This window comes from Falsiroseomonas oryzae, assembly GCF_027856955.1.
Classification (GTDB): Bacteria; Pseudomonadota; Alphaproteobacteria; order Acetobacterales; family Acetobacteraceae; genus Falsiroseomonas; species Falsiroseomonas oryzae.
The window spans coordinates 1-11,689 of the sequence record NZ_JAPSMD010000157.1 but is presented as its reverse complement, the minus strand read 5'-3'; the positions used below and the strand labels follow the sequence as shown (position 1 = coordinate 11,689).

Below are 11,689 nucleotides of genomic sequence, written 5' to 3'. Positions count from 1 at the left end.
CAGCCCGGCTCGGCCACGGCGCAGCGCGCGGCAAAGGCGCAGCCGGGTGGCCGCGCGGCGAGAGAGGGCACCATGCCCGGGATCTCGCGCAGCCGGGCGCGCACCTGCTCGCGCGCCGGCGTCGCGCCGAACAGGCCCTGCGTGTAGGGATGGGTCGGGTGGTCGAAGAGGTCGGTGACCGAAGCCTCCTCCACGATGCGGCCGGCGTACATCACGGCGACGCGGTCGGCGAGCTGCGCCACGACGCCGAGATCGTGCGTGATCAGCAGCAGACCCATGCCAAGGCTGCGCTGCATGGCGCGCAGCAGCTCCAGGATCTGTGCCTGGATGGTGACGTCGAGCGCCGTGGTCGGCTCGTCCGCGATCAGCACGCGTGGCTCCAGCGCCAGCGCCATGGCGATCATCACCCTCTGGCGCATGCCGCCGGAAAGACGGTGCGGATAGTCGTCGATGCGGCGCTGCGGATCGGCGATGCGCACGAGGTCCAGCAGCTCCACGGCGCGGCGCCGTGCGGCCGTGCGCGACAGGCCGCGATGCAGGATAAGGCTCTCCGCAACCTGGTCCCCGACGGTCATCACGGGGTTCAGGCTGGTCATCGGCTCCTGGAAGATCATGGAGATCCGGTCGCCGCGCAGCCGCGCCATCGCTGTCTCGGGCAGGGCGGTCAGGTCCTCGCCGTCCAGCAGCACCGCCCCGGCGGCGATGCGCCCCGGCGGCGGCACGAGCCGCATGACGGAGAGCGCCGTCAGGCTCTTGCCGCAGCCCGATTCACCCACCAATGCAAGGGTTTCCTGCGCATGCAGCGAGAAGGAGACGTCATCCAGCGCGACCAGGTCGCCCGCGCGCGTGCGGAAGGCCGTGCGCAGGCCGCGCACCTCCAGCGCCGGGCCGCTCATCGGTCGCGCAGCCGCGGGTTCAGCGCATCGTTCAGGCCCTCGCCCACCAGGTTCAGCGCGAGCACCGTCAGCAGGATCGCCATGCCGGGGATCGCCGCGATGTACCAGGCCGTGCGGATCTCGTTGCGCCCGATGCCGATGATGGTGCCCCAGGACATCACGTTGGGATCGGTGAAGCCCAGGAAGGCGAGCGCCGATTCCGTCAGGATCGCGGTCGCCACCAGCAGGGAGGAGAAGACGATCACCGGCGCCAGCGCGTTGGGCAGGATCTGCGTGAGGATCAGCCGCAGGTCGCCCATGCCGGCGGCGATGCCGGCCTGCACGAACTCACGCTCTCTCAGGGACAGGAACTCGGCTCGGACGATCCGCGCGACGGGCGGCCAGGAGGAGACGCCGATGGCGAAGACGACGTTGGCCACCGATGGCCGCAGGATCGCCAGCAGCACCAGGGCGAGCAGGAAGGGCGGGATGGTCTGAACCAGGTCCGCCAGGCGCATCAGCAACGAATCCACGATGCCGCGGTAGAAGCCTGCCAGCGCGCCGATCACGACGCCCACGGCCAGTGCGAAGGCCGCCGCCATGATGCCGACCAGCAGTGAGATGCGCGCGCCATGGAAGATGCCGGCCGCGATGTCGCGCCCGAGGCGGTCCGTGCCGAGCGGGAAGGCGGGGTTGGTGCCCGGCCATTGCAGCGGTCGCGCCACCATGCGCAGCGGGCCGTCGCCATAGAGAAGGTCGGCGAGCGCCGCGGCCAGCACGACGAGCCCCAGCACGACCAAGCCCGCCACGGCGCCGCGGTTCCGCGCGAAGCGCCGCCATAGATCGCGCCGCGCCGCCGACGTCATCCGACCTCGATGCGCGGATCGAGCGCGGCGTAGAGCAGGTCCACCAGGATGTTCACCACCACCACCACGACCGAGCTGACGAACAGGATGCCCAGCAGCAGGTTGAAGTCGCGCTGCAGAACCGCGTCATAGGCCAGCCGGCCGAGGCCGGGCCAGTTGAACACGGTCTCGACCACGACCGCGCCGCCCAGCAGCGCGCCGATCTGGACGCCGACGACGGTGACCACCGGAAGCAGCGCGTTGCGCAGCACGTGCCGGTAGGCCACCCGGCCTTCCGGCACGCCCTTCGCGCGCGCGGTGCGCACGTAGTCCTGCTGGTAGGCTTCCAGCATGGAGCTGCGCATCAGCCGCGTATAGGTCGCGATGAAGAACAGCGACAGCGTCGTCATCGGCAGGATCAGGTGCCACAGCACGTCGAGCGTGGCCTCGACCGGGCCGAAATCGGCAGCGATGGTGGACATGCCACCGAGCGGCAGGATGCCAAGATGAACGGAGAACAGCACCAGCATCATCAGCCCGATCCAGAACACCGGCGTCGCGTAGAACAGCAGCGCGGCCACGCCGATCAGCATGTCCCAGGCCGTATTGAAACGGCGCGCCGCGGCGACGCCGCTGACCACGCCGAGCACCAGCGCCACCCCGATGCTCGACAGCATCAGCAGCGCCGTGCCCGCCAGGCGTTCCAGGATTAGCGTCTCCACCGGCATGTTGTAGAAGGCCGAGAAGCCGAGATCGAGCCGCGCCAGGTTCCACATGTACAGGCCGAGGCGGACGAGGAGCGGCTGGTCCAGCCCGAACCGCTCCTTCATCCTTGCGACCAGCTCGGGGTCGGACGCCCCCATTTGGCCGACCATCGCGTCCACCACGTCGCCCGGCGTGGCGTTCAGCAGCAGGAAGTTCACCACCAGGATCCCGAGAACGATCGGGATGCCCTGCAGCAGGCGCCGCGACAGCACCGCGACGACGCGCCGGACCCCTCCGCCTGCCGCGCCGCCCGCCACGCGCCGTTACCGCTGGACGGTGATGTCGGCGAAGCTGCCGAAGGCCGCGGCGCCGTCGGTGGTGTGGTTGCGCACCCGCGTGTTCGCGATGGTCGCGTATTTCACTTCCAGCAGGTAGAGCAGCGGCACTTCCTCCATCACGATCTGCTGCAGGCGCCAGAACAGGCGCTTGCGCGATTCCGGGTCGCGCTCCGTCGCCTGCGCCGCGACGATCCGGTCGAGTTCCGCATTGCGGAAGCCGGAGACGTTGGTGAAGGGCGTGCCCTGGTTGATGTTGCCCGACCAGAACAGCCGCGTGACGCCGAGCGCCGGGTCGAACATGGCGAAGAGCGGGTTGCTCGACATGTCGAACTCCCACTGCGAGACGCGGCGGATCTGCGAGGCGAGGTCCTGCCGGCGCACCTCCACGTTGATGCCGACCTGCGCGAAAGCCTGCTTCACGTAGTCGGCGGTCTGCGCGTGCTCGTCGCCCTGCGGCACCGGATCATGCGTGATGGTGAAGCGCCAGCCGCCGGCGCCGCGGCGATAGCCGGCCTCGTCCAGCATCTGGTTGGCAAGCCGCGGGTTGAAGTCGTACCGCGGCACGTCCGGCGTATAGAAGGGCGAGGAGACAGGGATCGGCCCGGTCGCCGGCTCGGCATAGCCCAGGAAGATGTTCTCGATGATGAAGCGACGATCCAGCGCATGCATCATCGCGCGCCGCACCCGGACATCGTCCAGAGGGCGGTTGCGCAGGTTCAGCTCCATGAAGAACATCGGGCTGGCATACTCGTAGCCCCGCGTCGTGACCTCGATGTTGCGGTTCCGCTTCAGCCGCTCGGTCTCGGCCAGCGACACGGGCGAGAAGAAGCCGATGTCGACGGACCCGTTCTCCATGGCGGCCGATCGCGCGCCGGCATCGGTCATGATGCGGAAGATGACGCGGTCCAGCGCGGGCTTGCCGGCATCCCAGTAGTCCGGGTTGCGCTCCAGCAGGATGAACTGGCCGCGGCGCCATTCGCGGAAGCGGAAGGGGCCGGTGCCGATCGGTGCCGCATTGGCCGGGTTCGTCGCGATGTCCGTGCCTTCGTAGAGGTGCCGCGGCAGGATCTGCGATTCATAGGCATGCAGCGCGCTGAGCAGCACGGGGGAAGGGCCCGAGAGGCGGAACACCGCCGTCAGCGCGTCCGGCGTCTCCACCGCGGTCAGGTTGGCAAAGACGGCACGTCCGCGCGGATGCATCGTCTTCCACACCTGCATGGCGGAGAAGGCGACGTCGGCCGAGGTGAAGTCGCGCCCGTCATGCCACTTCACGCTCGGGCGCAGCCGGAAGGTGTAGGTCAGCCCGTCGGGGCTGGCTTGCCAGGAGGTGGCGAGCGACGGGCGCGGGTTCATCTGCGCGTCGTAGGCCAGCAGCCCTTCCAGCATCTTTGTTGAGACGCTGCCGAGCGGCAGCGCGGTGTTGAAGGCGGAGGTGAGCATCGGTGGCTCGTTCGCCAGCATGACGGTGAGCGTGCCGCCGCGCGCCTGCGCCGCCGCCTGCCGTGCGTCGCCGGCCATCGCGGCACCCGCCAACGCTGCGAGGCCCTTCGCCGCATTCCGTTTCGTGATCAGCATGCCCCGTCTCCCGCCTTGTTGGTTCAGTACGGTCCGCCCGTCGTCAGCGGCTGCACGCCATGCAGGCCAGCGTACGATCCCGGTGCAGGACCGCTCGCTCGCCCGTCGCCTCGGCCATGACGCGCCATGTCTCTGCCGCGGACTCCGCCAGAGCCTGCTGATCCGCCGCGTCGAAATCGGGATGCCACTGCACGCCCGCCGCGCGCAGGTTGATGCGTGCCGCGTCCTCGGCCGTGCGGTCATAGGCGTGGCGCAGAAAATCCGGCCAGACGAGGCGCGCCGCCTCCTCCAGCGCGGCCTGCGCGCTGCGGGGAAGCGCCTGCCACAGCGCGGCCGGCAGAGCGAGGACGTAGGGCTGCAGCACTTCGGGGAAGAGGTAGGCGGCATGGCGCGCGACACGCCACAGCGGCACCGACCAGGCGGTGTGGCAGGCCGGGTAGATGGTGGCGTCGAAGACCCTGGCTTCCAGGGCGGCATACAGCTCGCCCTGCGGGATGAAGCGGGCATCCACGCCGAGCCGCCCGAAGGTGGCCTCCAGGTCGGGGCTGAAGACACGCAACCGGAGGCCGCGCAAAGTCGCGAGCGATCGCACCGGCACCTCTCGCGAGAAGACGGAGATGTGCAGGACGGGCGCGTGGAACAGCGCGAGCACATGCAGGCCGGCCTCGCCCAGGACCTCCCGGTTCAGCCGTTCGAGCGCCGGGATCGCGTGCAGATGCGCCTCGAGGTCGCGCGCGACGGCCATCGGGTAGGCGGCCTTCAGCGCGGGCACCCGGGCCTGCAGGTGCACGCTCCAGAGCAGCGCCATCTCGGCCGCGCCGCCTGGCAGCCAGTCCAGCGCGGCCGCATCGTCAAGCCCGAGCGCGTTGCCGTGCGCGACGGCAACCTGCAACTCCCCGCCGGCGAGCCGTGCCGCTTCGGCGGCGAAACGGTCCAGCAGCCCCGCTTCGGGGCGATGGGCGCCGTAGAAGCTGTGCAGGCGCAGGGTGCGCGGCAAGACTGTACTCCGTGTCCCGTCGACATACCGTCCGGCATCCGTGTAGCCTTCGTCAAGCGCCATTCGACCGCCGAGGGAGAACCGATGCCCGAGCCGCTCATCATCGACTGCGACCCCGGCCAGGACGATGCAGTCGCGCTGCTGGTCGCGCTCGCCTCGCCCGAGGCCTTCGATCTGCTCGGCGTTTGCACGGTGGGCGGCAACGTGCCGCTGGACCTCACCACGACGAACGCGCTAAAGGTGCTGGAACTGGCGGGCAGGGCGGATGTCCCGGTGTATGCCGGCTGCCAGACCCCGCTCATGCGGCCGCTGGTGACCGCCGAATACGTGATGGGGAATGACGGGCTGGCCGGCGCGGCCCTGCCACCGCCGACAACACGGCCCTCCGGCACGCATGCCGTGCAGTTCCTGGTAGATGCACTGCGCCGGGCGACGGCGCCGGTGACGATCGCCACGCTCGGCCCGCTGACGAACCTTGCCCTGGCGCTGGTCATGGCGCCGGAGATCCGGGCGAGAATCGGGCGCCTTGTGGTGATGGGCGGCACCATGCACCGCGGAAACATTGTCCCGCAGGCCGAGTACAACATCTACGTGGACCCCCACGCCGCGCGGATCGTGCTGAATGCCGGGCTCGAGCCCGTGATCATCGGCCTCGACGTCACGCACCAGGTGGTGAACAGCGTGGCACGGATCGCCACCATCGAGCGGATCGGCACGCGCGCCGCCGTGGCGGTGGCACGCATGTTCATGCCGCACGCCAAGGTGCAGGAGGGGCTGCCGCCCGATTCGAAGCCGCGCGGCCTGATGCACGACCCCTGCGTGATCGCCTGGCTGTTGCAGCCCGGCCTGTTCGGCGGGCGGCACGTCCATGTCGGGGTCGAGACCGACAGCGAGGTCACCCTCGGCGCCACCGTGGTGGACTGGTGGGGCGTGACGAAGCGGCTGGCGAACGCGACCGTGCTGAACCAGGTGGACGTGGAGGGCTTCTTCGCGCTGGTCGCCGACCGGCTGGCCAGGCTGCCCTGATGTCAGCCGGCCGACTCGGCCGGCGCCTCGGCCTCCATCTCGGCCAGATGCCGGCGGATGACGTCCCAGGACTTCAGCAGAAGGTCTTCCGTCATTGCCCTGGCGGAGCGCGCATTCTGCTGCGCGATGGCCTCCACGATGGCGCGGTTGCCGTCCACGGAGACGCGGATCATCTCCGGCGCGCGGTGATAGACCAGGTAGCGGTAGCGCAACGCCGCCTTGCCGATGGAGCCGAGCAGCCGTCGCAGCGTGCCGTTGCCGGACATGGCGTGGATGCGGTCGGTCATCGCGACATTGTGCCGGAAATAGGCCCGCACCTCTCCCGCCTCGCCAGCGGCGACCAGGGCGTCGAGCTCGGCGCGCAGCAGGACCACGTCGGCGTCGGCGCGCTTCTTCGCCGCCTCCTCGGCGGCCAGCCCCTCCAGGTTCAGCCGGCAGGCATAGATCTCATCGAGGTCGCGCAGTCCAATGGCGCTGACGGAAGCGCCGCGCCGGGTCTCGCGCACGGCGAGGCCCTCCTGCTCCAGCAGGCGCAGTGCCTCCCGCACCGGGGAGCGGCTGACACCGTAGCGGCGGACGATGTCCTCCTCCACCAAGCGGGTGTTCGGGGCCAGTTCGCCGAAGACGATCTGTTCCTCCAGATGCCGGGCGACCTGGGCGGCGATGATCTCGGGGATCTGGACGAGGGCGGTCTGGGCGGTGTCGTTCATCGGATTCGCGGGTCGGCCGGGGCCGGTTTCCCGCGGCCGGCGCGGGATGTCAAAGCTTGTCCGTCGCCAGCGTTCAGTGTACCGTATCCAAGATGAGCGCACAGGACAGTTTCATCACGACCGCCGTGGTGCGGGAGGCCATGGCCTCCATCGTCCGCGAGATGCGCCGCTCCATCGTCCGCTCCTCCTACTCCTCCATCATCTACGAGGGCTACGACTTCTCCTGCGTCCTGGTGGACGCGGCCGGGCGGCTGGTCGCCCAGTCCGGCGAGGACCACCCCTTCCACATCATCCCCGTGGCCTGGAGCGTGCGCGGCCTGCTGGAGCGTGGGCTGGCCGTGGATGACCGCTCGGTCTTCCTGCACAACGATCCCTACACCGGCGGCACACACCTGAACGATGTCGCCGCGATCTGGCCCGTGCTGGAAGGCGGGCGCCCTATCCTGTTCATCGTCGTCCGCTCGCACTGGGCGGATATCGGCGGGATGAGCCCGGGTTCCCTCAGCGGCGGCGCGCGCGAGATCCTGCAGGAGGGTCTGCGCCTCAACCACATCCGCATCCCGCGCGAGGGCAGTTCGGACGCGCTGCGCGTCATCCTGGACAACGTCCGCTCCGCCGGTGAGGCGGCCAGCGACCTCAACGCCGTGTTCGGCATCTGCCGCGTCGCGGAAGGGCGCGTGCGCGCGCTGCTGGCCAAGTACGGCACGGCCGCCGTGCTGGAGGCGGTCGAGAACATGTTCGCCGCCTCCGAACGGCGCATGCGCAAGGCGATCGAGGCGCTGCCAGAGGGCAGTTGGACGCATCGCGCCTACCTCGATGGCTCGGCGGCAACAGGATGTCCCATCGCCGTGCAGGCCCGGCTGACCGTGGCGAGCGGCCGTGCGCGGGTGGACTTCTCCGGCACCGCGCCGCAGGTGGCGGCACCGCTGAATGCCGGGCCCGCCATCGGGCCGACCAGCGTTCTCACCATCCTGAAGAGCTTCCTGGACCCCGGCGGCATCATCAACGACGGCACGCTCCGCTGCTTCGACGTGACCGTGCCGCCCGGCACCATCCTCAGCGCGACGCCGCCCGCGCCCTGCGGTGGCCTGAACGAGGTACGCTTCGCGGCCGACGCCGCGGTGATGGGCGCGTTGGCGAAGGTGGTTCCGGAGGTGCTGACGGGCGACGTGCGCGGCACCTCCAACCACACCTATATCGGCGGGCGCTTCGCCAGCGGCGGCCGGCCCTTCATCTTCTACGAATATCCGTCCGGTGGCACTGGCGGTTCACGGGCCGGCGACGGCAACCATGCCGTGCGCGCCTTCAACGAGGGCGAGAACGTCTCCATCCAGTCGGCCGAGGTCGTCGAAGTCATCTACCCGCTGCGCGTGCTGCAGAACGAGTTGCGGCCGGATAGCGGGGGCGCAGGCGCGCAGCGCGGCGGCTGCGGCCTGGTGCGCCGCGTGCTGGTGGAGACCGACGAGGCGACGCTGTCCGTCCTCTCTGACCGCAACCTCGTGCCACCGGGTGGCGTGAATGGCGGCGGGCCCGGCGCGCCCAACCGCTACGAGGTGATCCGCAACGGCGAGTCGCTGCGCATCTCCGACTTCCCGGGCAAGGTCACGCTGTTCCCGCTGCGTCGCGGCGACGTCGTGGTGATGCGTAGCTCCGGCGGTGGCGGCTTCGGCGATCCCGGGCGCCGCGACCCCGCCCTGCTGCGGGCGGATCTGGACGACGGCGTGGTGACCGTGGAGGGGCTCGCGGCCTATGGCGTCGCGCTCGGTCCCGATGGCGCGATCCTGCCGCGCGGCGAACGCGCGGCACCGGTGCGCGTGGCGCGCGCGGAGCTGCCGGCGCTGCATCTGGCCAGGATCTCCGCCGCGCTGGCGACCGAATGCGCCCTGCGGACCGGCCAGCTGCTGGAGCTCTGGGCCGGGACCGGCCCGGCCATGCGCTTCTGGGTGGAGGGCGTCGTGGACGACGCCACCCGGCAGGTCTGGCTGCACCCGGATGCGGCGATCGGCGACGCGCCGCTGGCGGTGCGGCCTCTGCCTTCCCTGGTGCCCGAACCACAACGCGGAGGACGCGCGGCATGAGTGACGTCGAGACCCTGGACCGGCCCCCGCCGATCGGCCGGCATGGCCGCGTCTCCGCCGAAGAGCAGCGGGAATTCGCCCGCGCGAAGCAGATGCTGCCGGGCGGCGCGCTGGGCGGCAATGCGCTGGCCGAGGATGTGAAGTTCGTCTTCAAGCGCGGCGAGGGCGGCCGGTTCTGGGACGTCAGCGGCAACTGCTACATCGACTACGTGCTGGGTTCCGGCGCGCTGGTGCTGGGCCACGCCCATCCGGCCGTGCAGGCGGCGGTGGCCGACCAGGCGATGCGCGGGACGCATTTCTTCGCCTACCTCAACGAGCCCGCAGTGCAGTACGCCGAGCGGCTCATGCCGCATTTCCGCTGCGCCGAGCGCATCCGCTTCACCACGTCCGGGTCTGAGTCCACCTTCCATGCGATGCGCCTGGCGCGCGCCTTCACCGGCCGCAGCAAGGTGCTGAAGTTCGAGGGTGCCTATCACGGCAATCACGACTACGCGCAGCTCAGCACGAGCCCCAAGCGCGCCAGCAACTACCCCGTCGGCGTGCCCGACACGGCCGGCATCCCCGACGTGGTGAAGGGCCTGACGCTGGTCGCGCCTTTCAACGATCTCGAGGCGGCGCGCGCCATCATCGCCGCGAACAAGGACGAGCTGGCCGCGGTGATCGTGGAGCCGATCCAGCGCATCATCTCCCCGCAGCCCGGCTTCCTGCAGGGCCTGCGCGACGCGACGCGCGAGCACGGCGTGCTGCTGATCATGGACGAGGTGGTCACGGGCCTGCGCTATGGCCTGGGCGGCGCGCAGGCCTATTTCGACGTGGTCCCCGACCTCGCGACCTACGGCAAGATCATCGGCGGCGGGCTGCCTGTCGGCGCCGTCGCCGGGCGGGCGGACATCCTGGACCAGGCCGATCCCTCGACCAAGGCGAACCCGGGCTACGTCTACCAGAACGGCACGCTGCAGGGGCATCCGCTCGGCTGCGCCGCGGGCATGGCGACGCTGTCGGTGCTGGAGACCCCGGGCTTCTACGACCGTCTCTTCGCCATGGCCGACAGGCTCCGCGCCGGGCTGCAGCAGGTGTTCGACCGCCACGACATGGGCGCCGTGGTGTTCGGTGAGGGACCGATGTGGCACTTCCTCTTCACCGACCGCGCGCCGGTCACCTATCGCGACGTGCTCGAGTCCGACCAGAAGAAGCTGGCGGCCTTCGACACGGAGCTCATCCGCCAGGGCATCTTCGTGCTTCCTGGCACGCGGCGCTTCGTCGCCGCGACCCACACAGAGGAAGACCTGGCCGTGACCTTCGAGGCCTTCGACCGGGCCTGCCGCGCGTTCAAGGCCTGAGCCGTGGCCGCGCCGCTGCTGATCGGCATCGATGTCGGTGGCACCTTCACCGACCTCATCGCCTATGATGCGGAGACCGGCGCGGTCTCCGCGCACAAGGCGCTGAGCGACCGGCAGCGGCCGGAGCGTGGCGTGCTCGCCGCGATAGAAGCGGCCGGCCTCGACCCCGCGCGGATCGGCCTCGTCGTGCACGGCACCACGGTCGCCACGAACGCGCTGCTGGAGCGGCGCGGGGCGCCGGTGGCGATGGTGACGACCGAGGGCTTCCGGGACGTGATCGAGCTCGGCCGGACGACGCGGCTGGTGCCCGGCTCGCTCTACGATCCCTATTTCCGCAAGGCGCCGCCGCTTGTGCCGCGCCGCCACCGCTTCACCCTGGCCGAACGCGTGGACGTGTCCGGCGCGGTCGTGCAGGCGCCCGATGCGGCGGCGATCGCGGCCCTGGCGGAGGCGGTGCGCGCCAGCGGGGCGGAGGCAGTTGCGATCTGCTTCCTCAACAGCTTCCGCAACGACGCAAACGAGGCGCGGGTGGCGGAGGCGCTGCGCCAGGTGCTGCCCCACGTCACCGCCTCGGCGGAGGTGCAGCGCGAGATCCGTGAGTACGAACGCTTCTCCACCACCGTCGCCAACGCCTATGTCATGCCGGTGATGGCGAGCTACGTGCAGCGACTCGTGGAGGCGCTGCGTGGCAGCGGCTGCGCCGCCCCCTTCTATACCATGGCATCGAATGGCGGCCTGATGTCCAACGCCGCCGTCACCGTGCATCCGGTGCGCACCATGCTCTCGGGCCCTGCGGCGGGGATCGCGGCGGCGGCGCGCTTCGGCGCGGCGGTCGGCTGCCCGGACCTGATCACCTATGACGTCGGTGGCACCAGCAGCGACGTCGCGCTGATCTCCGGCGGCGAGTCGCTGCTGCGGCGCGAGGTCGTGCTGCAGGGCATGGTGATCCGCACACCGCAGATCGACATCCATACGATCGGCGCCGGTGGCGGCAGCATCGCCGAGATCGACCCGGGCGGCGCGCTGCTGGTCGGGCCGGAAAGCGCCGGCGCCACGCCCGGCCCCGCCTGCTACGGCCGCGGCGGCACGCACGCGACGGTCACCGATGCCAATGTGGTGCTCGGCCGGCTCGGCGCCGGGCAGACGCTGGGCGGCACGCTGGCGATCGACGGCGCGGCGGCGCGCGTCGCGGTCGGCCAT

The 11,689-nt window shown here is 70.5% G+C and carries 10 protein-coding genes; 4 read left to right on the top strand and 6 right to left on the bottom strand.

The annotated features are described in order from the left end of the window. The 5 genes from OZN99_RS15920 to dctP all read right to left on the bottom strand — a co-directional run. Nucleotides 1-896: ABC transporter ATP-binding protein (locus tag OZN99_RS15920; protein ID WP_270936241.1), on the bottom strand; the 896-nt coding region annotated here is incomplete at its 3' end. Beyond that, entirely contained in the window at nt 893-1,741 is an 849-nt protein-coding gene (locus OZN99_RS15915) for an ABC transporter permease (RefSeq protein WP_270936240.1), read from the bottom strand. The genes OZN99_RS15920 and OZN99_RS15915, both read right to left, overlap by 4 nt. Continuing rightward, nucleotides 1,738-2,697: an ABC transporter permease gene (locus OZN99_RS15910; protein ID WP_270936239.1), complete on the bottom strand. Its 960-nt coding sequence runs from the start codon at nt 2,695-2,697 to the stop codon at nt 1,738-1,740. Before OZN99_RS15910 ends, OZN99_RS15915 begins: the two co-directional genes overlap by 4 nt. Before the next feature lie 51 nt (nt 2,698-2,748). Beyond that, a complete protein-coding gene (locus tag OZN99_RS15905; RefSeq protein ID WP_270936238.1) occupies nt 2,749-4,338 on the bottom strand; it encodes an ABC transporter substrate-binding protein in 1,590 nt (529 codons plus the stop codon). A gap of 43 nt (nt 4,339-4,381) precedes the next feature. Then, on the bottom strand, nt 4,382-5,335 hold the full coding sequence (gene dctP / locus OZN99_RS15900; RefSeq protein WP_270936237.1) for a TRAP transporter substrate-binding protein DctP: 954 nt from the start codon (nt 5,333-5,335) through the stop codon (nt 4,382-4,384). Nucleotides 5,336-5,419: 84 nt separating this feature from the next. On the opposite strand from dctP, the gene OZN99_RS15895 reads away from it, so the two are divergent. Beyond that, complete coding sequence (locus tag OZN99_RS15895) at nt 5,420-6,361, top strand: nucleoside hydrolase (RefSeq protein ID WP_270936236.1); 942 nt, start codon at nt 5,420-5,422, stop codon at nt 6,359-6,361. 2 nt (nt 6,362-6,363) lie between these two features. Here the strand turns inward: OZN99_RS15895 and OZN99_RS15890 are convergent, their stop codons facing one another. Further along, a complete protein-coding gene (locus tag OZN99_RS15890; RefSeq protein ID WP_270936235.1) occupies nt 6,364-7,071 on the bottom strand; it encodes a GntR family transcriptional regulator in 708 nt (235 codons plus the stop codon). A 92-nt stretch (nt 7,072-7,163) separates the two neighbouring features. On the opposite strand from OZN99_RS15890, the gene OZN99_RS15885 reads away from it, so the two are divergent. From OZN99_RS15885 to OZN99_RS15875, 3 genes are all read left to right on the top strand, one after another. Then, nucleotides 7,164-9,149: a hydantoinase B/oxoprolinase family protein gene (locus OZN99_RS15885; protein ID WP_270936234.1), complete on the top strand. Its 1,986-nt coding sequence runs from the start codon at nt 7,164-7,166 to the stop codon at nt 9,147-9,149. Then, nucleotides 9,146-10,489, top strand: coding sequence for an aspartate aminotransferase family protein (locus OZN99_RS15880; protein WP_270936233.1), 1,344 nt, complete (start codon nt 9,146-9,148; stop codon nt 10,487-10,489). The genes OZN99_RS15885 and OZN99_RS15880 overlap by 4 nt, the downstream gene beginning before the upstream one ends. 3 nt (nt 10,490-10,492) lie before the next feature. Continuing rightward, nucleotides 10,493-11,689, top strand: a 1,197-nt coding sequence (locus OZN99_RS15875; RefSeq protein ID WP_270936232.1) for a hydantoinase/oxoprolinase family protein, incomplete at its 3' end; no start/stop codon positions are given.

Coding starts and splice junctions, on each gene's coding strand:
- OZN99_RS15905 (WP_270936238.1), bottom strand. CDS start 4,338: ATGCTGATCACGAAACGGAATGCGGCGAAGGGCCTCGCAGCGTTGGCG.
- OZN99_RS15890 (WP_270936235.1), bottom strand. CDS start 7,071: ATGAACGACACCGCCCAGACCGCCCTCGTCCAGATCCCCGAGATCATC.
- OZN99_RS15895 (WP_270936236.1), top strand. CDS start 5,420: ATGCCCGAGCCGCTCATCATCGACTGCGACCCCGGCCAGGACGATGCA.
- OZN99_RS15915 (WP_270936240.1), bottom strand. CDS start 1,741: ATGACGTCGGCGGCGCGGCGCGATCTATGGCGGCGCTTCGCGCGGAAC.
- OZN99_RS15880 (WP_270936233.1), top strand. CDS start 9,146: ATGAGTGACGTCGAGACCCTGGACCGGCCCCCGCCGATCGGCCGGCAT.
- OZN99_RS15885 (WP_270936234.1), top strand. CDS start 7,164: ATGAGCGCACAGGACAGTTTCATCACGACCGCCGTGGTGCGGGAGGCC.